This is a genomic window from Flavobacterium sp. LM5, from assembly GCF_002017945.1.
Classification (GTDB): Bacteria; Bacteroidota; Bacteroidia; order Flavobacteriales; family Flavobacteriaceae; genus Flavobacterium; species Flavobacterium succinicans.
In genome coordinates this window covers 121,573-145,419 of record NZ_MUFX01000004.1, presented here as the reverse complement: position 1 = coordinate 145,419, position 23,847 = coordinate 121,573, and the positions used below count along the sequence as shown (strand labels likewise).

At 34.8% G+C, this 23,847-nt stretch carries 20 protein-coding genes; 8 read left to right on the top strand and 12 right to left on the bottom strand.

All coding sequences use genetic code 11. The features are described from left to right. Nucleotides 1–37 precede the first annotated feature (37 nt). Nucleotides 38–1,114 (bottom strand): AI-2E family transporter, encoded by a 1,077-nt coding sequence (locus BXU11_RS12885; RefSeq protein WP_078212815.1) that lies wholly within the window; start codon nt 1,112–1,114, stop codon nt 38–40. A gap of 283 nt (nt 1,115–1,397) precedes the next feature. Here BXU11_RS12885 and BXU11_RS12880 point away from each other — a divergent pair, with 283 nt between their 5' ends. Both BXU11_RS12880 and BXU11_RS12875 read left to right on the top strand, forming a co-directional pair. Continuing rightward, entirely contained in the window at nt 1,398–2,825 is a 1,428-nt protein-coding gene (locus tag BXU11_RS12880) for an L-serine ammonia-lyase (protein ID WP_078212814.1), read from the top strand. 5 nt (nt 2,826–2,830) lie between these two features. Then, nucleotides 2,831–3,202, top strand: coding sequence for a DUF2809 domain-containing protein (locus tag BXU11_RS12875; protein WP_078212813.1), 372 nt, complete (start codon nt 2,831–2,833; stop codon nt 3,200–3,202). Between the two features lie 105 nt (nt 3,203–3,307). Here the strand turns inward: BXU11_RS12875 and BXU11_RS12870 are convergent, their stop codons facing one another. From BXU11_RS12870 to BXU11_RS12820, 11 genes are all read right to left on the bottom strand, one after another. Further along, entirely contained in the window at nt 3,308–5,026 is a 1,719-nt protein-coding gene (locus tag BXU11_RS12870) for an ATP-binding protein (RefSeq protein WP_078212812.1), read from the bottom strand. A gap of 19 nt (nt 5,027–5,045) precedes the next feature. Further along, the gene (locus BXU11_RS12865; protein WP_078212811.1) at nt 5,046–6,173 is read right to left on the bottom strand and encodes a histidine kinase; all 1,128 of its coding nucleotides are present in this window, start codon (nt 6,171–6,173) and stop codon (nt 5,046–5,048) included. A 189-nt stretch (nt 6,174–6,362) separates the two neighbouring features. Further along, a complete protein-coding gene (locus BXU11_RS12860) occupies nt 6,363–7,439 on the bottom strand; it encodes a porin (RefSeq protein WP_078212810.1) in 1,077 nt (358 codons plus the stop codon). A gap of 123 nt (nt 7,440–7,562) precedes the next feature. Further along, nucleotides 7,563–8,117 (bottom strand): K(+)-transporting ATPase subunit C, encoded by a 555-nt coding sequence (locus BXU11_RS12855; RefSeq protein ID WP_078212809.1) that lies wholly within the window; start codon nt 8,115–8,117, stop codon nt 7,563–7,565. Between the two features lie 55 nt (nt 8,118–8,172). Further along, a complete protein-coding gene (gene kdpB, locus BXU11_RS12850; protein ID WP_078212808.1) occupies nt 8,173–10,206 on the bottom strand; it encodes a potassium-transporting ATPase subunit KdpB in 2,034 nt (677 codons plus the stop codon). Nucleotides 10,207–10,217: 11 nt separating this feature from the next. Continuing rightward, nucleotides 10,218–11,939: a potassium-transporting ATPase subunit KdpA gene (kdpA, locus tag BXU11_RS12845; protein WP_078212807.1), complete on the bottom strand. Its 1,722-nt coding sequence runs from the start codon at nt 11,937–11,939 to the stop codon at nt 10,218–10,220. Nucleotides 11,940–12,081: 142 nt separating this feature from the next. Further along, nucleotides 12,082–12,159 (bottom strand): K(+)-transporting ATPase subunit F, encoded by a 78-nt coding sequence (kdpF, locus tag BXU11_RS12840; protein WP_139225580.1) that lies wholly within the window; start codon nt 12,157–12,159, stop codon nt 12,082–12,084. Nucleotides 12,160–12,272: 113 nt separating this feature from the next. Next, entirely contained in the window at nt 12,273–12,554 is a 282-nt protein-coding gene (locus tag BXU11_RS12835) for a hypothetical protein (protein WP_024982082.1), read from the bottom strand. Between the two features lie 196 nt (nt 12,555–12,750). Then, the gene (locus BXU11_RS12830; RefSeq protein ID WP_189318535.1) at nt 12,751–14,091 is read right to left on the bottom strand and encodes a sigma-54 dependent transcriptional regulator; all 1,341 of its coding nucleotides are present in this window, start codon (nt 14,089–14,091) and stop codon (nt 12,751–12,753) included. A gap of 33 nt (nt 14,092–14,124) precedes the next feature. Continuing rightward, on the bottom strand, nt 14,125–14,556 hold the full coding sequence (locus BXU11_RS12825) for a nuclear transport factor 2 family protein (RefSeq protein WP_078212805.1): 432 nt from the start codon (nt 14,554–14,556) through the stop codon (nt 14,125–14,127). Nucleotides 14,557–14,558: 2 nt separating this feature from the next. Then, on the bottom strand, nt 14,559–15,062 hold the full coding sequence (locus BXU11_RS12820) for a hypothetical protein (RefSeq protein ID WP_078212804.1): 504 nt from the start codon (nt 15,060–15,062) through the stop codon (nt 14,559–14,561). A 151-nt stretch (nt 15,063–15,213) separates the two neighbouring features. Between BXU11_RS12820 and panB the strand changes: the two genes are divergently transcribed. The 6 genes from panB (at nt 15,214) to BXU11_RS12790 (ending at nt 23,837) form a co-directional block, all read left to right on the top strand. Next, nucleotides 15,214–16,032 carry a 3-methyl-2-oxobutanoate hydroxymethyltransferase gene (gene panB / locus BXU11_RS12815; protein ID WP_078212803.1) on the top strand — a complete coding sequence of 273 codons (819 nt, stop codon included), beginning with the start codon at nt 15,214–15,216 and terminating at the stop codon, nt 16,030–16,032. A 30-nt stretch (nt 16,033–16,062) separates the two neighbouring features. After that, complete coding sequence (locus BXU11_RS12810; RefSeq protein ID WP_078212802.1) at nt 16,063–16,758, top strand: RluA family pseudouridine synthase; 696 nt, start codon at nt 16,063–16,065, stop codon at nt 16,756–16,758. Between the two features lie 63 nt (nt 16,759–16,821). Beyond that, nucleotides 16,822–18,150 carry an aldehyde dehydrogenase gene (locus tag BXU11_RS12805; protein WP_078212801.1) on the top strand — a complete coding sequence of 443 codons (1,329 nt, stop codon included), beginning with the start codon at nt 16,822–16,824 and terminating at the stop codon, nt 18,148–18,150. Further along, the gene (locus tag BXU11_RS12800) at nt 18,141–18,872 is read left to right on the top strand and encodes a nitroreductase family protein (protein WP_078212800.1); all 732 of its coding nucleotides are present in this window, start codon (nt 18,141–18,143) and stop codon (nt 18,870–18,872) included. The genes BXU11_RS12805 and BXU11_RS12800 overlap by 10 nt, the downstream gene beginning before the upstream one ends. A gap of 70 nt (nt 18,873–18,942) precedes the next feature. Beyond that, entirely contained in the window at nt 18,943–19,695 is a 753-nt protein-coding gene (locus tag BXU11_RS12795) for a hypothetical protein (RefSeq protein WP_139363504.1), read from the top strand. 242 nt (nt 19,696–19,937) lie between these two features. Continuing rightward, nucleotides 19,938–23,837 (top strand): PAS domain S-box protein, encoded by a 3,900-nt coding sequence (locus BXU11_RS12790; RefSeq protein WP_189318532.1) that lies wholly within the window; start codon nt 19,938–19,940, stop codon nt 23,835–23,837. Nucleotides 23,838–23,847 lie beyond the last annotated feature (10 nt).

Below are 23,847 nucleotides of genomic sequence, written 5' to 3'. Positions count from 1 at the left end.
AAATTCAAATAAAAAACAACGGATTGCTATAGATCCACTAGGATTGATTTTCTGACGCTAACCATGCTAAAAATAATTTGTAGCCAATAGTTAAAATTACAGCTCCTAAAAACAAACCCAAGAAACCACTCACAATAAAACCACCAATAGCACCCAAAAAGACAACCATCATAGGTACTGGAGCATTTTTACCCAATAAAATAGGTTTCAAAATATTATCAGAAATCAAAATAATAAAAAACCAAATCGACAACAACACTGCCGAAGTGGTGTCCGAAACTGAAAACATATAAATAGCAACAGGAATCAAAACAGGTCCTACCCCAATTTGAATAATTGCTAAAACCAAACAGACAATCGTCCATAAACCCGCAAATGGCACATCGGCAATAAAAAATCCAAGGCCAGACATCGCCGCTTGTATGATCGCTACTCCAAGAAATCCTTTGACAACATTTTGAATCGTCTTAACCGTAATGGATGAAAAATGATCGCCATGGTCTCCCGCTAATTTTTGAAACACTTTCTTTGACACTAACTTCAAATCTTCTGAATACGCCAAAATAAAACCCGCTATGATGATCGAAATATTAAATTGAATAATACCTTTTCCGATACCTGTTAAGGCTGTTAATAGCCACGATCCAGCTACCGTAACTTGATCTGAGTATTCTACAACCGTTTCCTGTAAATTATCAGAAGCATGTTTCCAAAAATCAATTATGGGTGAAGCAAACTTAGGCCAATTGGCAGTAGTTTCGCCAGGAGGCGGAATTAAAGGTTTCCCTTCTTGATAGGTTTGAGTTAAATACGAAACACCTTCGTAAAGCGATTCCGTAACTAACATACTAGGAATAATAATTACACTCAGCAAGAGTAATGTCAAGAAAAATACAGGGATTTTTTTTCTTCCTTTCATCAATTTCACAAACGATTTGTAAACAGGATACATTGCAATGGCAATGACTACGGCCCAAATCAACATTAAAATAAAGGGTTGTAAAATAGAAAAACACCAGAATAAAATAATGGCTAGCACACCAAGTCGAATAATAATATCTGTGATTTTCTCAAAGTTATGATCTTTTGCTTCCGATGGAGAATCTTGTTTCATATTTTATTTTTTTATAGTAAATATAGCATTTTACTACTATTTTTTGTTAAATCAAGTGCGAAAATAACCGAAAGCTTCGCAAGAAAACACCAAAAAAAGCCTAAAATTACGTTAACAATTGAGGACTATTTTTACAAGCCTTCGTTCCAAATAAAATTATGATATATTTAAATTGCTTCATATTTAAAACGAATTCGATAAGAGGATTTATATTTTGAAATAATATTTTGCAGATTTGACATTGATTCCTATATCTTTGTTTTACAAATTTCACTCTAGAATTATGGAAGAATGCATTTCTGTTTTTGATATGTTAAAAATTGGCGTAGGGCCATCTAGTTCTCATACCTTAGGTCCGTGGCGTGCTGCCGAACGTTTCCTTGAAGAATTACGTCAGGATTTTTATTTGAATAGTATCACTAGAGTAAAAGTAGATTTGTACGGTTCGCTGTCATTAACTGGAAAAGGACACGCTACTGATTTGGCCGTGATGTTAGGTTTGAGTGGTCAAGACCCTGAGTATATTCCGGTGCAAGATATTGACGGCATCATCAAAGCCATAAAAAACAATCATTTGATTCAATTAGGCAACGAAAAAGCCTTACCTTTTTATATTTTACAAGACATTGTTTTTCATAAAGAGTTTCTTCCTTTTCACGCCAATGGATTAACCTTTACCGCTTATTTTGAAAATGAAACCGAATATGCTTCCACTTTTTATTCGATTGGAGGTGGATTTGTGGTAAAAGAAGAACGCAGCAATGCCAAAAAGAAGATTGCTATAAAATGTGCTTTTCCCTTCCCTATCAACAATGCAGCAGAATTACTAGACTATACCCAAAAAGAAAACAAAAGCATCTCCGAAATTGTCTATGCCAATGAGATTTCGATGCGACCTGAAGCCGAAGTGCATAGTGAACTATTACGCATTTGGCACACGATGCTAGAATGTATGTACATTGGCTGTCATTCAGAAGGTATATTGCCTGGTGGACTCAATGTTCGCAGAAGAGCTTTTGATATGCATCAAAATTTGATTGGCTTATCAAATTATGATTCACCACAATCTTGGCTAGAAGAAATTCGTAAAACCGAAGTAAAGTTTCGTCAAATTCTAAAATGGGTGAGCTGTTTTGCCTTGGCCGTAAATGAAGTAAACGCAGCTTTAGGACGCGTAGTAACAGCGCCAACCAACGGAAGTGCTGGGGTTATTCCAGCCGTATTGATGTATTATATGGTGATTGAAAACCACCAAGCCGACGAAAAACAAATCAAACAATTCTTGATGGTAGCGGGCGAAATTGGAAGTATTTTCAAAAAAGGAGCCACTATCTCTGCCGCTATGGGTGGTTGTCAAGCCGAAATTGGTGTGTCATCGGCAATGGCTGCGGGAGCATTATGCGAAGTAATGGGCGGAACCCCTGCACAAGTATTGATGGCTGCCGAAATTGCTATGGAGCACCACTTGGGCTTAACTTGTGACCCAATTGGTGGTTTGGTTCAAATTCCGTGTATTGAGCGCAATACGATGGGCGCTATAAAAGCTATTAACGCAGCGGAATTAGCACTCGAAACCGATTCTAAAAACGCCAAAGTTCCTTTGGATAAAGTAATTGATACGATGTGGCAAACTGCCAAAGATATGAACTCTAAGTACAAAGAAACCTCAGAAGGTGGATTGGCTATAGCGGTTAATATGGCGGATTGTTAATACAAATGAGACCTCGTTTCGTATACTTTATTCTTGCCCTTCTTACGATTGTATTTGGAATTACTTCCCGTAAAATAGTGGGTATTCCCTTGTTTGTGGGCGATATCTTGTATGCCATATTGGTTTATTTTGGTTTTCGGTGGCTGTTTTTGAAAAGCAAAATGTTGTGGCAAATTGGACTTCCTTTACTGTTTTGCTTTGCGATAGAAATACAACAACTTAGTACAGCCGAAAAACTAGTTGCGATTCGGGAGACTACTTTAGGACATTATGTCTTGGGACAAGGTTTTTTGTGGAGTGATTTGTTGTGCTACTCGATGGGTATTGGATTAGCCTATGTTGTAGACCAATTTTGGCTCAAACAAAAGGTTTCTTAATCTCGAAAATTTCTCGAAGCAGCGACTGCCCTAGCCCTGATGGGAACGGCATCCTGTGGCGCTGGGGTTCAGCGACACAGATACAGTGGACAGCAGGATTAGCTCCTAAACACTCCCTAATTTGAAATAAAAAGTACAACCCAATCCGAGTTCGCTTTTTACGCCAATGGTTCCGTTTTGCGCCTCGATAAATTCTTTTGAAATGGCCAATCCAAGTCCTGTTCCTGTTTTATGGCTTCCGGGAATTTGGAAATATTTATCGAAAACTTTGTTTTTGTATCGAACATCTATTCCTTTTCCTTTATCGATTACCGCAAACACAACTTGATGTTTTTCGCTTGTTAACTGTATCGTAATCGTGCTTTTTTCGGAGGAATATCGTATGGCATTGGTCAAAAAATTAATCAAAACCCAAACGGTTTTTTCGCTATCTGCTTTGATGCTTGGCAGGTTTTCATCGGCTACGATTACTAGTTCAATTTGCTTTTGTTCCGCTTGTACTTTTACGGCTTCTGTGGCATACTGTGCAATATCATACGGATTGCTTTTTTCGATATTCAACTGAATGTTTCCTGTTTCTACTTGTGAAAGTTCCAACAATTCTCCTGTAATTTTCAACAAACGTTCGCTGTCCTCTTTGATGCTGTCCACCAAATGTTTTTGTTCTTCGTTAATGGCACCTGTTCTTTCATTTTCAAGCAATTGCAAACTCATTTTTATCGAAGCAATAGGCGTTTTCAATTCGTGGGAAACGGTGGCAATAAAATTGGTTTTGGCAAAATCTAATTCTTTGAAAAAAGTAATATTTCTCAAAATAATTACATTTCCGATGGCTATCGCTTGGTCTTCTCCTGTTGGTTTTATGGTGATTTTTACTATTTCTTTTTCAAAATAACTTTCTTTATCATCGGCGAAAATTTTCATTATTTGCGCTTTTTCATTTTCTGATTTCTCCACAAGCAAAGACTGCATCAAATCATTCGTCAAGCCCAATTTTTCAGCCGACTTTCCGACAACCTCCTCTTGTTTCAAGCCCATAATTTTGATGGCTTCATCATTGATAAACAAAATCACGCCCTCATTATCTAAACCTATAATTGGGTCGTGCATATTGTTGATTAAAGTCTCTAAACGCTTTTTCTCAAAAGACAATTTGTACAAATTACTATTGTGGTATTCTTGCAATTTTTCGGCCATTGTATTAAAGGAATTGGCTAAGTCTCCAAATTCGTTATGGTGTCTAAAATGAACCCTTTCTGAATAATTCTTATTAGCAATTTGCTTGATACTTTCGGTCAATTCTTTGATGGGATTTGCAATATTGTTAGGCATATTGACCAATAAATTAAAAGCAATCAAAAAGCATAAAGTCCCAACTACAGCAATCCATAAATTGGCGGTTTCAGCCGTGTGTTTTGCAATATCACTTTTGATTTTTATGGCGTTCATGTTGAGCTTCATTATCTCAAAAATGTTTTGTCGAATTTGCGCTTTTAACTTTTCGTTATTGCTGTCTCCCTTTAATAAATTGAAATTAGATTTTAAATCATTAGTAGCAACATCTTCGTTCTTCTCAGTAATATTGGATACTTGTTTATTGAGGTTAATTTCAAAAACCGCTATAGCTTTATTTTTGTTAACCATCATTTCATCGAGTGAAAGCAACATATTACGCGAATATTCCAAAGTATTATAATTTGCATTTAGAATATTTCCAGTGTCTTTTTTAATTGAAAAAACAGAATACGCACTTGCCAATGAAAGGATAATAATTAAGCAAAATAATAATCCAACGCCTAGATTTAATTTGGTTTTGATTCTCATTTTAGGATAGTATTATAAATTATGATAATATGACTAGATCAACTTTTGATAGCGAAAGCGTATTCAGTAAACGTCTAAAAAGCGAGGTTGATAAAATAGCTTTTATAAAACTATACTGTGGTTTTCCAATACAGACTGTTGTAATTTGTTTTTGTTCGACTATGGCCAAAATGGCATCGGTGATTTTTTTGTTTTCAACTTTAATTACTTCTGCTCCTAATTCTGTGGCTAACTTAAAATTATTAATCAAGCGTCTTTGTTTGTCCAAAGCAATTTTGTCGCTACTTTCCTTTGGTGTTTCAACATACAAAACATACCAATCACTATTGTAATAGGTAGCCAAACGAGCCGTTTTTCGAATCACTATTTTGGCAGTTACATCATTAGAACTGATGCAAGCCAATAATTTTTCGTGACGTAATGCGATTTTTTTAGGGATTTCATTTTCTACTTTTCGAACAACTTGGCTCGCCACTTCTTTCAATGCTAATTCACGCAATTGCAAAATTTGGTCCGACTTAAAAAAATTATTCAAAGCCGTCTGAATTTTATCCGCAGTGTAGATTTTACCTTCCTTTAATCTGGCAATCAAATCCTCCGAAGTCAAATCGATATTCACCACCTCATCGGCCATTCGGAGCACATTATCTGGAACTCTTTCTTTGACATCTATATTGGTAATCTGCTTTACATTTTCATTCAAACTCTCAATATGCTGGATATTTACCGCCGAAATCACATTGATTCCTGCTTCGAGAATTTCCAAAACATCTTGCCAGCGTTTTTCGTTTTTACTTCCTTCAATATTGGTGTGTGCCAGTTCATCTACAATCACCACTTCGGGACGCAAATTGATAATGGCTTGCACATCTAGTTCTTCGAGCTGCTTGCCTTTATAAAAAATACTTCTACGCGGTATAATTGGCAAACCTTCAAGTAATTCGTGGGTTTCCTTGCGATTATGCGTTTCGATATAGCCAATCTTAACGTCAATTCCTTTCTTTAGCAAGGTGTGCGCTTCTTGCAACATTCGGTATGTTTTGCCTACACCCGCACTCATTCCAATGTAAACCTTGAACTTACCTCTGCGCGATTTTTGGATTAAATCTAGAAAGTGCTTTACGTTATTTTCTTTTTCATTGTCCATGGTAATGCTGTGAGATGTGAGATGTGAGATGCGAAAAGTGAAATGTGAGATGTAAAATGTGAGATGTAAAATGTGAAATGTGAGATGCGAAAAGTGAAATGATCCTTAAATACCTTTTCACTTTTCACTTTTCACTTTTTACTTTTCACTTTTTACTTTTCACTTCTATCTTATTTCATTTTGTTGTTTTTAAATAGAAATAGCCAAAGATGCAGTAACAAATACATTACTATTGGTTGGAGTATTGCTCTTTAAAAAGATATCGTCTTTGCTATTTAATGTTCGTGCTTCCAATCGAAACATAATGTTATTGGCTACCAAATAATCAAAATTTGCAGAGAAACCATAAGTCTTAAAACCATTTGGTGTTCCCGTTGCAATGATTACACCATTTTTATCCTGATAGTATTCGCCTCTAGCGGCCAACTGAATTTTGTCTGTTGGTTTGTATTGAACGATTACTGATGGATTGTACCAAACATCGTAATCGCTACTTCCTTTTGCGGATTGCTGCGCTCCAATATCAAAACCAGCAACTAGACTTGTTTTTTCGGTAATTTTAAATGTCCCGAAAAAATCGTTAAAATAACGCCATTTTTTATCGACATCAGGTTGTTCATTTCCAATGTAAGTACTCCAATTTAATGATATGTTTGCCGATGGTTTAAAAGTCACTTGAGTTCCAAAAGCAGGCGTTTGATTCCCATCAATTTTTTGGATACGTTGCCAACCATTCAAATACATTGCTGCCAAATACCATTTCTCCGATTTCGAAGTGTACGCTATTTTTACACCCGCTTCATAATAAGGTGTATTATCAGCCCCCAAACTTCGGGTCAAAGTCATACAATCTTTCCCAATCGCACTTTCAAATCCAATATGCGAAGGCATAACTCCCGCATCAATCCAAAGATTGTGTTCTTTAGAAATTTTCACGCCTACATTCGCTTCAAAAACATTTTTCAATAAGTCCTGCTCGGCCGCCATATTGTATTGAGCATAAGTGCCCGCCATTAGGGCAAAATTCGCGCGAACATTCTCTTTCGAATAATTCACTTTGGCGATTCCTAAATTCAAATTCACCTCATTTGACCTATTATAATTGTAAATAAATCCCGATTTGGTATGATTCTCAGGTTTCCCAAAATCATAACTATAATACCCTTCTATATAACCTGAAAAAGTAATGGGACTTTTTGATGCTTCTTGAGCATAAATTGTTGTAAAACCAAAAGCCAAAAAGGCTGCAACTAGTATTTTTTTCACTTTATTTAACTATTTATTATTAGGAGCTAATCCAGCTATTCACTGCAATCTTTAGTGCCAAACCCTGGCACTAAAGGATTTCCGTTGCTATCTGGGCTAGGGCATTTCGTATTTCAAGACGTTTTATTTTAATTTATCTAAGGCTACATTCAACTCTAAAACATTTACCGTTGAAGTTCCCATAACCGATGGTTTATTGATGTTAGATTCCACCAAAGCTTTCACTTTATCCTCAGGTAATTTTCTAACTTGGGCAACTCTTTTCACCTGAATCAAAGCACCTTCTGGTGAAATATTGGGGTCCAAACCACTTCCCGAAGCCGTTACCAAATCCGATGGAATCTCCGCTTTTTTCAAATACGGATGCACGATTAAAAACGTGTCAATTCTTTTTTGAACCAAAGCCAAATATTCTGCATTGCTTGGTCCTTTGTTGCTTCCAGCACTTCCAGCAGCATTATAATCAACTGCCGATGGACGCCCCCAAAAATAGTTAGCTTTATCAAATTTTTGACCTATTTTTTGATACCCTATTACTTTTCCATCAACAGTAATGGTTTCTCCCTTTCCGTTATTGGGAGCCAATTGTGCAATTCCATAAATAGCCAATGGATAAATTACAGCGAATAAAATTACCATTAATACGGTGAATTTTAGTATTGAAAATATGTTTTTCATTTTTGTTTTTGTTTTTTTAAACCTGACAAGTTTCAAAAACCTGTCAGGTTTGATTTTACATAAATAATGCTACCACCAAATCGATGGCTTTAATTCCGATAAAAGGCACAATTATCCCTCCCAAACCGTAAATTAACAGGTTTCTTCTTAAGATAGCTGCTGCACCAATTGGTTTGTAATCCACTCCTCTTAAAGCTAGCGGAATCAAAATCGGTATGATTATGGCATTGAAAATTACTGCAGATAAAATAGCACTTTCTGGGCTATGTAATTGCATAATATTCAACCCTTGCAAGGCTGGAATTGCTGTGATGAACAGTGCAGGAACAATCGCAAAATATTTGGCCACATCATTCGCAATAGAGAAAGTAGTAAGCGTTCCTCTGGTCATCAATAGTTGTTTTCCAATTTCAATGATTTCGATTAACTTGGTTGGGTCATTGTCTAAATCCACCATATTACCTGCTTCTTTAGCCGCTTGAGTTCCACTGTTCATCGCTACACCAACATTGGCTTGAGCCAAAGCAGGCGCATCATTGGTACCATCACCCATCATTGCTACTAGCTTGCCTTGTTCTTGTTCGTTTTTGATGTAATTCATTTTGTCCTCAGGCTTGGCTTCGGCAATAAAATCATCCACACCCGCAGCTTCGGCAATAAATTTGGCAGTTAATGGATTGTCTCCTGTCACCATCACGGTTTTTACACCCATTTTTCTCAAACGCTCAAAACGTTCTTTCATTCCCGTTTTGATAATATCTTGCAACTCAATCACCCCTTGAACAGCGTTATTTTTAATAACTACCAAGGGCGTTCCTCCATTAGAAGAAATCGAAATAACCGTTTGGGCAATATCTTCTGGAAAAACATTTCCTGCTTGCTGAACGATATTTTTGGCCGCATCTTGAGCCCCTTTTCTAATATTGGTTCCGTCTTTTAAAACTACACCACTGGTTCTTGTCTCGGCAGTAAATTTGATTAAAGTAGCCCCTTCAATAGATAATTTTTGTGCAACTTCATTTCCAGCCAATTCCACAATACTTTTTCCTTCTGGAGTATCATCTGCCAAAGAACTCAAAACAGCCGATTGAATAAATTCTTCTTGCGATACTCCTTTTGCAGGATAAAAATTCGTTGCTTTTCTGTTTCCAATAGTAATGGTTCCGGTTTTATCCAAAAGCAATACATCAATATCTCCGGCAGTTTCTACCGCTTTACCAGATTTGGTAATCACATTGGCACGCAACGCTCTATCCATACCCGCAATTCCAATGGCAGAAAGTAATCCACCAATAGTCGTTGGAATCAAACAAACGAAAAGCGAAATGAAAGCTGCAATGGTAATTGGTGCATTAGCATAATCTGCGAAAGGTTTCAAAGTCACACAAACAATCACGAAGATTAAGGTAAATGCTGCCAAAAGAATGGTCAAAGCAATTTCGTTTGGTGTTTTCTGACGGCTCGCTCCCTCTACCAAAGCAATCATTTTGTCCAAGAAACTTTCTCCTGGCTCTGAAGTTACAATTACTTTAATTTTATCAGACAATACTTTTGTTCCTCCAGTTACCGATGATTTGTCACCACCTGCTTCACGAATCACGGGAGCGCTTTCTCCGGTAATGGCACTTTCATCAATAGTTGCCAATCCTTCGATAATTTCACCATCCGTAGCGATGACATCACCTGCTTCGCAGACAAATACATCTCCTTTTTTCAAAGCGGATGAACTCACATTTCTGATTGCTCCATTTTCTAAAAGTTGACGAGCAGGAGTTTCTTCACGTGTTTTTCTCAAACTATCGGCTTGAGCTTTTCCTCTGGCTTCGGCAATTGCTTCTGCAAAATTGGCGAACAAAAGTGTTGCAAATAAAATCAAGAATACTATGAGATTGTAAGCAAAACTACCTTGATTGGATGCGCCAAATAAAATGGCAATACACACAACAAACATAATAGCGGTACCAATTTCAACGGTAAACATTACCGGATTTCTGAACATTGTTTTTGGATTAAGCTTTACAAAAGACTGCACTAGTGCTTCTTTTACTTGCTTACTTTCAAACAATGATTTGGAATTATTTTTAGTCATTTTTTATAAAATTATTTTAAAGTAAAATATTCTGCCAATGGTCCTAAAGCCAATGCTGGGAAGAAAGATAAGGCTGCAATAATCGCGATTACGGCAAAAATCATTACACCAAAAATGGTAGTATCTGTTTTTAAAGTTCCCGCGCTTTCTGGAATGTATTTTTTATTAGCCAATAATCCTGCAATAGCCAAAGGTCCAATTAAAGGAAGGAAACGACTTAACAACAACACTATTCCTGTAGAAATATTCCAAAACGGATTGTTATCTCCTAACCCTTCAAAACCAGAACCATTATTAGCTGCACTCGAAGTATATTCGTACAACATTTCGGAGAATCCGTGATGACCGGGATTATTCAACCAGCCTGTGGCATTTCCACTAAACCAATAGCCCATTGCGGTATCATTGGCTGTAAAATAAGTAGCCAAAGCCGTGCCTGCTAAGATTAATAAAGGATGAAGTATCGCAATAAAAGCAGCGATTTTTACCTCTCTTGCTTCGATTTTCTTTCCTAAGAATTCAGGAGTTCGACCTACCATTAATCCAGAAATGAATACAGCCAAAATTATAAAGATGTAAAAATTCAACCAGCCTACTCCACAACCGCCATAAAAGGCATTGATCATCATAGCCAACAATTGCATCGTTCCTGAAACTGACATCGAACTATCGTGCATACTGTTCACAGAACCAGTGGAAATTACGGTCGTAGCAATACTCCAAAAACTGGTGATGGCAGTCCCAAAACGCACTTCCTTGCCTTCCATAGCGCCTGTAGCTTGGGCAATTCCCATCTTTTCGATAGCTGGATTTCCATTAATCTCGCTTATCATTGTTGGAATAACTAGTAGTAAGAAACCTACTGTCATCACTCCAAAAACGATATATGAGAATTTTCTTTTATTTAGGAAAAAACCTAAAGCAAAAATCATTGAAAACGGGATAATTAACTGAGCCCATAATTCAACCGCATTGGTTAAATACGTAGGGTTTTCTAAGGGATGAGCCGAATTCGCTCCAAAAAAACCCCCTCCATTTGTACCAATATGCTTGATACCAATAAATGCAGCGGCTGGACCACGAGAAACTTCAACAGTATCTCCTTGTAAAGTCATTATTTTATCTTTTCCTTCAAATGTCATTGGTGTTCCGCTAAAAGCAAGAACAATAGCTACAATAGCAGCTAGAGGCAATAAAACTCGAGTACAACTTTTGATGAAAAAATTGTAAAAATTCCCTAGTTTATCTGTGCTTTTCTCTCTCATAGCCACAAAAATCATAGCTGCAGCAGCCATTCCTGTACCTGCAGAAACAAATTGTAAGAACATTAAAAATAATTGCCCCAAATAAGAAAGCCCTGTCTCACCAGAATAGTGTTGCAGATTACAATTCACAACAAATGAAATGGCGGTATTAAAGGCCAAATCGGGCGACATAGATGGGTTTCCGTCTGGATTTAATGGTAAACTACCTTGGAAAAGTAGCACAAAAAAACAAAGGAAAAACCAAACCATATTCAAGCTCAAAAGCGTTTTTAAATGTTGCTTCCAGTTCATTTCCTCTGTAGCATTGATGCCACTGATTTTGAAAATAAAGTTTTCAATGGGATTAAAAATGGCATCAAGTAGGGTTTTATCTCCCAAATACACTTTGGCTATATACCTTCCAACAGGAATAGCCAAAACGATAGAGAGGATAAAAATACTGATGACGCCAAAAAATTCTGTGTTCATATTATGTGATTTGTTAATTGTGAGACGTGAAATGTGAGATGTGAAATGTGAGATGTGAAATGTGAGATGTAAACGGAAATTTAGGTTGTGGTACCAAGGTATTTTTTTAACTTTTCACTTCTCACTAATTACATTTCACCTATTAAAATTTTTCAGGTTTAATTAGTACATAAACCAAATAACCGAATACGGCAAGTGCGACAATAAATAGTGCTGACATAATTTTAGATTTTTTCAAAAAATTCGACGGATTTAAAACAAATCGCAAAGAGCAAAGCGCCTAAAGCGAGTAAAAGAATAGTGGTTATCATTTTATTAAAATTTAGATTAGATTTAAACTCCTGAAGTATTGATTTGTTTAACGTATTCCGCTTTTAACAATGGTGGGAAAAAGTTTGATATACTGCAATGACGCAGTTCCATAAACTGAGAAATAGAAAATACATAGACATTTGTAATGGCATTTTGGGTTTCTTTCGTTCCTGAAACAAAAAGAGATTCTGCCACCGAAAGGCATTTTTTAGCCCTAGTAATATTTCCTAAAATGATAGCCGTTTTGGTAATCGCTGCGAAACGTTCGGCTTGTTTGTATACATTGGTAATCTGATTTTTCATAACAATGATTTTTAATGTTGTGCTGTGCTTATGCCAAAAGTTGTTCCGAAAAAACACCAAACACTCTAAAACATTGTTAACAAAAAGATTGCAAAAAATCCCTTGGAATAGGGCATAAAAAAAGCCTATCAAAATGATAAGCTTTTATTGAAATGATAGGATTGTATGCTAGTTACCGAACTAGATAAGGGCAGTTTTACAGCTTGTATTCTTCAATTTTTCGGTACAAAGTAGCAATTCCAATTTCGAGTAATCTTGCTGCCTCTGCTTTGTTGCCTTTGGTGTAAGCTAATACTTTTTGAATATGCCCTTTTTCGATAGTTTGCATCGCCAAGGCCGAAGTACTTTTATTAGCATGTTCTTGCTGGTGCTGAATATCATAGGGTAAAACGTCTTGCGTCAAGGTATCTCCATTGACCAAAATTACCGAACGCTCAATAACATTTTTCAATTCGCGTATATTTCCAGGCCATTGGTATTCCTCTAATTTTTGGATAAAATCGGCACCAATATGTAGCTTTTTCTTGTTGGTTTTTTCAGCAAACTGTGCCACAAAAAAGGAGGTTAAAACGGCAATATCTTTTACTCTCTCTCGCAAAGGCGGAAGTTGAATTTCAAAAATATTCAATCGAAAATACAAATCGGAGCGAAAATGATGCGCTTCACTTTCTTGTTTCAAATCGCGATTAGTCGCCGCAATCAGCCTGAAATTCGATTTTCTTGGAGTAGTGTCTCCCAAAGGAATGTATTCATTGGTTTCTAAAACCCGTAATAATTTGGCTTGCAACTCAAGTGGCATTTCACCAATTTCGTCTAAAAATAGCGTTCCACCATTGGCTTCTTCAATAAATCCTTTTTTGTCTTTTAGTGCACCAGTAAAAGCACCTTGTTTGTGGCCGAACAACTCACTTTCTAAAATTTCTTTACCAAAAGTACTGCAATTCAACGCTACAAAGGATTTACCTACGCGCTTGCTATTTTCGTGAATGGCTTGCGCAAAAACTTCTTTTCCTGTTCCCGTTTCACCAGTTAACAAAACAGTAGAATCGGTTTGAGCTACTTTCTTGGCCAAATCAATAACTTGTTCCAAAGCTTTGGATTTTCCAATAATCGATTCAAAAGAAAATTGTGCACCAATACGCTGTTCCAATTGTTGCACTTTTTTCTGTAGTTCTACTTTTTCCAGCGCTTTGTACAATAGCGGAATAATTTTGTCATTATCATCGCCTTTGACAATATAATCAAAAGCACCGTTTTTCATCGCTTGTACGCCATCGGCAATATTGCCATAAGCGGTTAGCAAAATAACTTCAACTAACGGATCTGCTTTTTTTAATTGAGGCACAAAATCGACTCCGCTCCCATCGGGTAATTTGACATCGCACAACACCACATCGATTGCATTTTGCTCTACTTTTTTCAAGCCAGATTTTAAATCTCCAGCTTCTAGAACGTCAAAATTTTCAGCTTTTATGATGCGAGCGAGTAAACCACGTAGTTTTTCTTCGTCGTCTATAATTAGAATTTTTTTCAAAATAGGTAGTGAATTAAAAAAGCAAAATTACTGTATTTACTTTCGTCTTGTATCGATAATGGATACAATTTTCCATTGTCCATTGTCTTTATATAACGTAAAAACATTGACACCCGAATGGCTTTTTTTCCCATTGACATAAAATTCATAAGGTGTCCAATCGATAGCCATAGGGCCATCAATATGAATCGTATGCCCTAACAAGCGCTCTTCAAACTGCATTGTCGCAGGGATTGAAGCAATGGATTTATAAAATTTTGATGCCGTGTCTGTAGAAAATTGGCTGCCTTTCGCATTCTCTGTAATAGATTGCAAGCCCATTGTATCGGAACACACTTTTTGAATCGCAATAGAATCTCTAGAATGAAATCCCTTGAAAAAAGTCTCAATCGTTTGTTGCACTTCCAAATTTTGAGCTTGGGTAGTCATTCCGAACAACACCAACATTCCTAGAATAATTTTTTGCATAATTAAGTCATTAATAAGGTTTGAAAAACAAAAGAATCTCCCATATTCTCTTGGGCAATAGGCAAAAATGAATACCAAAGTAAAAAATCGAATAGATAATCTATGCTCCCATTAGAATGAATGACGACTTTGCATTGGTGATTTTCAACCTTTAGACCATAAGCCAAGAGTTCGTTCTGATTTTCATCAAAAATAACATATTCTGCTAAAGGATTGTTTCTTATTTTCAAACGAAATTTTTGTCCTTTGTATTCCAAAATAGAAGAATTGGCATACCACTTTTCCGTGTACGAACGCAAAACTACCGCCTCGTTTTCATCTTTTACAGTAATCGACGAGCTCCAAAAACCGTTATATTCCAAAGTATATTTTTTGTCTTCGATTTCGAAAAAAGCTTTTCTATCAAAATTAGCATAGCTAATAGTAAGATTTCCAATGACTTTACCGGCAACTTCAAAAGAGTACTTAAGTTCCTCATTTTTTATCCATTTTTTATCTTGTCCCATAACAGTAAAATTTTAAATGCAATTACTTTTTAATCAATTAGTTAGTAATCAAAAAATACAGAACGTTACAAGAAAAAATATAAAAACAATATAGTACTGCTAAACCTTTACAATTTAGTACTTTTGCAACCTTAAATTAAACAAAAACGGTATGTCAGTAGCCAAAAAAGATTACAAAAAAATTACTACAAAATCTCTAATTGAGATGAAAGCCAATGGAGAAAAAATTTCCATGCTAACCGCTTATGATTTTACAATGGCCAAAATTGTAGACACAGCTGGAATTGATGTTATTCTTGTAGGTGATTCTGCTTCGAACGTCATGGCAGGTCACGAAACTACTTTACCTATTACTTTAGATCAAATGATTTACCACGCTTCATCAGTAGTGAGAGCGGTAGACAGAGCATTAATTGTGGTTGATTTGCCATTTGGAAGCTATCAATCTGATCCCAAAGAAGCCTTACGTTCCTCTATTAGGATCATGAAAGAAAGTGGTGGCCACGCTGTAAAATTAGAAGGGGGAAAGGAAATCAAAGAATCCATAAAAAAGATATTGAATGCAGGTATTCCAGTAATGGGTCATTTAGGACTTACACCACAATCCATCTATAAATTTGGAACCTATACGGTAAGAGCTAAGGAAGATGCTGAAGCCGAAAAATTATTAGAAGATGCTCAAATGCTTGAAAAATTAGGTTGTTTTGCTTTGGTACTCGAAAAAATACCAGCGCACTTAGCCGAAAAAGTAGCCAAAAGTATTTCGATTCCTGTCATCGGAATTGGTGCTGGTGGTGGCGTTGACGGACAAGTATTAGTGATTCATGATATGTTAGGAATGAACAATGAATTCAGCCCGCGTTTTTTACGTCGTTATTTGAATTTGTATGAGCAAATGACTGCGGCAATTGGCAATTATGTAGCCGATGTGAAGTCACAGGATTTCCCGAATGCCAATGAGCAATATTAAGCACAATCATTCAAAGGTAACGCATTGATAATGAAAATAGTTTCAAACAAATCCAACCTCGAGGTGCTTCACGAAGACAATCATTTGATTGTAGTCAATAAACGAGTGGGCGATTTAGTTCAAGGCGACAAAACAGGCGACAAACCGCTTGCTGAAGTAGTCAAAGAATACCTCAAAGATAAATACAACAAGCCCGGAGAAGTCTTTCTGGGCATTGTTCATCGGCTCGATCGACCCACTACGGGTATTGTAGTTTTTGCCAAAACCAGCAAAGCCTTAACCCGAATGAATGAATTGTTTAGTAATCGGGAAACACGTAAAACCTATTGGGCAGTAGTCAAAAACCAACCTGAAAACACTCAGGGTCAACTAGTGCATTATATCAAAAGGAACGAAAAAAACAACACTTCGAAAGCTCATAAAAAAGAAGTTCCAGATAGTAAATTAGCCAGTTTGGATTATACCGTAATCAAAGAACTCCAAAATTATTTTGCCTTAGAAATCAATCTACACACTGGAAGACATCATCAAATTCGAGCCCAATTAGCGGCTATAGGTTGTCCGATTAAAGGTGATTTAAAATACGGTTTTGATAGAAGCAATCCGGACGGTGGCATTCATTTGCATGCCAGAAAACTGAGTTTTACTCACCCCGTTTCCAAAGAATCTATTATTATTACGGCTCCAGTGCCTAATGAGGTCATTTGGAAAGCTGTAGTATCCTAAAAAATAATTCTTTTTTACAGTATTAAAAATTAACTTGCACTATCTAACCCGATCGCTCTAACAATGGATTACAAAACCAGTTTATCATTTAGAAAGGAAACTTTAGTCAAATTATTGAATACTATTGTATTACTTGAGGACGAAATTATACAAGCATTATATGATGATTTCAAAAAACCAGCCTTCGAAGCTATTATTACTGAAACAAGCTATGTTATTTCCGAATTAAAACACACAATAAAAAACATATCTAAGTGGGCCAAACCAGAATACGTATGGCCCTCTCTACTTAACTTCCCTTCTACAGATTATATTTTAAGGGAACCCTATGGCAAAGTGTTGATTATTGCTCCATGGAACTATCCCTTTCAATTGGCGCTGTGCCCTTTGATTTCGGCAGTGGCTGCTGGTAATCAGGTGGTCATCAAACCCTCTGAATTAACCCCAAACACAGCCAAAATTATTGAAAAAATTATTGAAAGAGTTTTTCATGTGGCTCATGTAAAAGTCGAAAATGGCGGTATTGATATGGCTCAAAAACTTTTGTCTGAACGTTGGGATTATATTTTTTTTACTGGAAGTGTGGCTGTTGGAAAAATTATAGCCAAAGCTGCAGCAATACATTTAACTCCTGTAACTTTAGAATTGGGCGGAAAAAATCCTTGTATTATTGACGAAACCGCTAACTTAAAATTGGCTGCAAAAAGGATTGTTTGGGGAAAATTCATCAATGCTGGACAAACTTGTATTGCCCCTGATTATATTTTGATTCAAAAAGACATGAAAAGTCATTTTGTTGAATATCTGAAAGTTGAACTCCAAAAAGCTTTCGGAGATCATCCCAAAACTTCGCCCGATTTGGCACGTATTGTTAATGAAAAAAATTGGCTCCGATTGGTCAACATGATCGATCCGAAGAAAGTGCTCCTTGGTGGCGAAACAGACATTGAAGATTGCTACATTGCTCCTACTCTTATTGAAGAAACTTCATTAGAAAGTTTAGTGATGCAAGACGAGATTTTTGGGCCTTTACTTCCCATGTTAACCTATGACGATCCCAATGAAATCGAAGCCATAATTGCACGATATGAAAAACCTTTGGCGCTCTATGTATTTACAGAAGATCATAGATTTGGAAAAGAAATCATGAAAAAGTATTCTTTTGGAGGTGGCTGCATCAACGACACTGTGATTCACTTTTCTAACCAAAGACTACCGTTTGGTGGTGTAGGACATAGTGGCATTGGCGCTTACCATGGCAAATTGAGTTTTGATACTTTTTCACACAAAAAAGGAGTTGTAAAAAAAGCCAATTGGCTTGACCTTCCCTTTCGCTATGCTCCGTACAAAGGAAAATTAAATACGATAAAAAAACTACTGCAATGGATTTAGAAAAAACAGTTAGTGAAGCCATACATTACAGAAGATCCGTTCGCGTTTTTAAAAAAGAACCTATCAGCGAAGAAAAAGTCAAACAATGTATCGCCTTAGCTTCCTTAGCACCAACCAGTAGCAACATGCAACTTTGGGAATTTTATCACATAATAGATCCTAAGGTAATAGCACAAATTGCTACTGCCAGTTTTGATCAAAATGCTGCTAAAACAGCACAGCAATTGGTGGTTGTAGTAGCTCGAAAAGATTTATGGAAGGAACGACAAAGAGCGAACCTTTTGTTTTTAAAATCTCAGTATGGTGATAAAAAAGAGTCAGAATATAGTAGTAGAGAGCAATTCGCTTTGAATTATTATAAAAAAATTATTCCCTCCATCTACACAGATTTTTTTGGTATTTTGGGTGCTTTAAAATTTGTGATTTTCCAAGTAATTGGTATTTTCAAACCCATTTACCGTCAAGCAAGATTAAGCGATATGCGAATTGTAGCCCATAAAAGTGCTGCGCTAGCCGCTGAAAATTTCATGATTAGCATGGCTTCCATAAATTATGATACTTGTCCTATGGAAGGATTTGATTCCTTAAGAGTAAAACAAATTATTGGCTTACCCAACAGCAGTGAAATCAATATGATTATAGGCTGCGGCATTCGTGATGAAAACGGAATATACGGCGAGCGCTTTAGGGTGCCTTTTACTGAAGTATATTTTAAAATTTAAATTTTTTAGTAAATTCTACCTCAATAAATTAGATCAAATAAAGTATAAAAAAAGAACCAATAATATTGCTATGAATTTTGAAACAAGACCTAAAGAGAACAAACAATACACTACTGAAATTCATTTTGAAACTGTACTCAATCAAGCTTTTGCCAATTATAAAAAAATTGCACTATATGCAGGTTTAGCTTTGTTTGTGTTTTTTTTCATACTGGTAATTGTTGTGTCTGGAATTTCCGCTAACCTAATTGGACAAGAAAACATCAATGAGAAATCCATGATGCAGCTTCAAAAATTAATGACTATTGAACCATATGTATGGTATTATATTGGATTTTCAATTGTTTTAGGAAGTTTACTCAGTCCATTTATGGCCAGTTTTTATAAAATGGCCGATGCTGCTGAAAAAGATCTTCCCTTTGGTGTTTCCGACCTATTTTCATATTACAAGCCAAAATATTTTTTCACCATTTTTACAACCACAATTATCATTGGATTAGCAACAAATGGAGCTACCTTAATTGCAGACGAATTGGGTCTTTCTTTTGTAGGCATACTTATAGTTTTGATGATCAACTTCATTACGCTTTTTACCATACCTCTTCTAATATTTGAGGACGCTACGGTTTTTAATGCTGTAAAAACAAGTATTGCCATTGTACTAAAACAACCAATGGTTATTTTTTTATTGGTGTTTTTATCCCTTATTGGTGTTTTGTTAGGTTTTTTTGCTTTTTGCATTGGAATAATATTCACCTATCCCTTTTTTATATCCATGGTATATGCGATATTTAAGCAAGTTACCAATGATGTTACTTCATGATTTTTAACACAAAAATATTTGTATTGCGTTTTTTTTAAGTATTTTAGTAAGTGTAATTTAGTGTTTTAAAACTATTCTATAGATTAAACAAGTCTTGTAAAACCAAAAACAAAAGGATCGCATTGAATACAATAACGTTATATTCATTAATGCAAAATCTCATACTTCCACATGGAAGCTTTTTTTTATGGTCAATTGAATTCAAAAATATTCTTGCATCCGAAAATCAACAGTTGATTCAATTGACTGTATTTTTTATTTTAATCGCATTAAGTTTTCCTATTTACTCTACTTTTAAAAAATTAAAAACTGACGCTATTCATCAAGGCGAAGTTACCAGCCAAAAAGAATTTCACTTTTATATCTTACTCTTTGGTGCATTAATAATTTTATTAGAATTACTTTTTGATATTTTCAAAATCAGACCCAAAAGTTTATTGGTTCAAAATACTTTAGTTGCATTTGTAATGTTATTAACCTACTTTTTTTGTACAAAATTAAGTTTCGTTAAAAACAATATGAAAAAAGTCTTTTCATTCACATTTATTTTCTATTTCGGAGTTGTTTTAATAAATGTATTCTCTCATGACAATGATTTTATTCCGAAGGTTGCCTTTTCCATTCTTCTATTTTTATCCTTTGATGTTTTAAAAAACACTAAATTATATTGGTATTTCATTGGTTCAGTACTTTTGCTGGTAAGTTTATTTACACTTTTTCATTTTACTCCTAGTCCTTTAGGAGCTTACTTATTCAGCTGTACTTTCATCATTACTATCATAAATTATTTTCGAAAAAAAATAGATAAGTCACAAACAAAAGAAAATAATTTCATCAAAGAAATAGTCAATAATGGGAATTCACTAACTGTGGCGTGCAATTACCACGGTGAAATCATTTATTGTAGTGACACCATCGCTTCAATTTTGGGCTATTCACCTAAGGAGGTTATGGGTTTTGAGTTTTGGAAACTCACCGAAGATCCAGAATTTGTTGGACTTACATATCATAATGAATTTCTAGATGGTCAAATTTATACCAGAAAGCTAAAGTGCAAAGATGGTAGCTATAAATACATTCAGTGGACCGATAAAAAAATTAATAACAACATAATCATTGGTATAGGTCAAGATATAACTGAACAAAAACGCTTACATGACCAATACAAAAATATTATCCTTAATGCTAACGATTTAATTTTTGAAGTCAATATTCATGGAATATTTACTTTTATTAATGATTTTTCGATAAAAACTCTTCAATATGAAGAAAATATACTTTTAGGAAAAAATTATATTTCAATCATCAGAGAGGATTATCATGAGGAAATAATGAATCTCTTTGTTAAGAAGAAAAAAATTTCAGTGATTGAATTTCCAATTAAAACAAAATTCAACGATAGTATCTGGATTTCGTTAAAAATCATCATACAAAAAGATGATAATGGAAAAATTATCGGCTATTCTGGGATAGGAAGAGATATTACAAACATCAAGTTAAATGAACTAAAAAATACCGAACGACAACAAAAAATAGCACTTTACAATGAAACCATTAAAAATTTATTTACTGTTAACTTTAGAGATTTCGATAAAATAGAAAATGCTATACAACATATTCTAGCCACAGCCGCAACTATTTCTCAATGTGATAGAGTAAGTTATTGGAAATATCGTGAAAAAACAATCGTTTGTGAGTCTATTTTCTTTTTGAATACTAAAACTTTTGGGAAAAAAATTATTTTAAAAAAAGAGAACTATCCTATTCATACTAAAAAAATAAAACAAGGACTCCAACTTTATAAAAATGACACGAACCAAAAAACCGATAACTTAGAATTTTATGATTCTTATTATAGCACCAATGCTATAAAATCAATAATAGATACTCCTATTTTCTTGAATGGTGAATTGTTAGGTGTACTCTCTTTCGAAACTACAGCAGAAAAACGTAATTGGGATCAAGAAGATTTGACATTTTCAAGAACAATAGCCGATATCCTTTCTATAGCAATAGCTACTCATAAACAATTTGAAGCCGAAAAAAAACTGCAAAAGAAGAGTGATTTACTCGCAGAAATGTCACTTTGTACTGAAAAATTCTTGTTAAGCAAAAGTTTGGATGAAATGTTTACCGATACTTTTGAAATTATGGGTAATGCAACCCAAGTTGATCATTTATTTTATTATGAAAAAGAAATGGATACACAGTTGTTTTCTCAAAAATTTAAATGGGCTAGAAAAGGAATTCCATTACAAATAACGAAAACTAAACAACTGACTGAGGAAAATTTGATAGAAATAATAGTTAAAGCCAAAAAGAAAAAAACATTTAAAAGCACTATTAGTAAATTAAAAGATTCCTTTTTTAAAAAGCTTTTAATTGCAAATGAAATTAAATCTATTTTAATTGTTCCGCTTTTATTCAAGGATAATTTTATTGGCTTCATCGGCATGGATGACTGCAGTATGGAAAGAAATTGGACCAAAGAAGAAATTTTTATATTAAAAACTTTGGCTAGTAATATTTCATACGCATTGGAAAGAGACAGAAACGAAAAATTGATTTTAAAAAGTGAAGAAAAATTCAAACTTATTGCTAACAATATCCCTGGTGCCGTTTACTTATCCAAGTATGATGAATTAGCTACAAAAGTTTACATGAATGATACTATAGAAAAAATAACTGGCTATTCTAAATCTGATTTTTTAGAACAAAAAATTTCATTAATTACCTTGTTACATCCTGAAGATAAGCAGCTAATACTTGAACATAAAAACAAAAACTTTAACAATGGGAAGCCTTATCATGACCGATACAGAATCCAAACAAAAAAAGGCAATTATGTATGGATTGAAGAATTTAGTGATGCTATAAGAAAAGATAACAAAATCGAATATATCGGAGGAATATTATTTGACATTAGTGAAAAAATAGAAAATGAAGTAATAATAAAGGAAAAACAATTAGCCGAAGCAGCCAATAAAGCAAAATCAGATTTCTTAGCCAACATGAGCCACGAAATACGAACCCCTTTGAATGGTATCATTGGGTTTTCCGATTTGTTGATTAAAACCCATTTGAATCGTACGCAAGAAAAATACATGACTACGATCAATCAATCAGCACTTTCACTGTTGGATATTATCAACGATATTTTGGACTTTTCAAAGATTGAAGCTGGCAAATTGGAACTCTTTATTGAAAAACAAGAATTAACCGAAATACTAAACCAAACAATTGACCTAATATTCTTTGAATCCAACCAAAAAAAACTGGAATTATATTTAAAAATTGCTCCTGAAGTTCCAAAATTTGTTTGGATCGATTCTGTTCGTTTAAAACAAATTTTAATTAATCTATTGGGTAATGCAGTAAAATTCACAGAAAAAGGAAGTATTACACTTAGCGTATCAGTCCAAAAAGAGATAAATACAACAAATCATACGCTCCGTTTTTCAATAATAGACACAGGAATTGGGATATTGGAAAAAAATAAAAAGAAAATATTTAGTGCTTTTTCACAAGAAGACAATTCTACATCGAAAAAATTTGGAGGTACAGGACTTGGCTTAACGATTTCAAACCAATTACTAGGACTTATGAATAGTAAGCTTAATGTAGAAAGTAAAATAAATGTGGGTAGCACCTTTTATTTTGATATCGACCTTGAAACCTCGAATGAAATCGAAATTGCAGAACCTAAAACAGACTCAAAAATTAGTAACTTTTCTGGCGCAATCAGTAAAAAACATGCTATACCAAATCTTAAAATAATGATAGTTGAAGACAACAAAATCAACATGTTGTTACTAAAAACTATACTCAAAAATCTATTTGTAGAAGTAGAAATTATAGAATGTTTACATGGCAAACAAGCTATTGAACAATTGGAGAACAAACAGCCAAATCTTATATTCATGGATATTCAAATGCCTATAATGAATGGATACGACACCACAAAAGCTATACGAAAAATTTTGAACGGAAAATACCTTCCAATAATCGCCATTACTGCCGGTACCGAAAAAGAAGAACGAAGAAAATGTTTAAAAGTGGGTATGGATGACTATATTCCAAAACCAATAATTAAAGGTGTCATTGAAGAGGTTGTTTTAAAATGGCTCAATAAAAACAACTAGTTTTATTTAA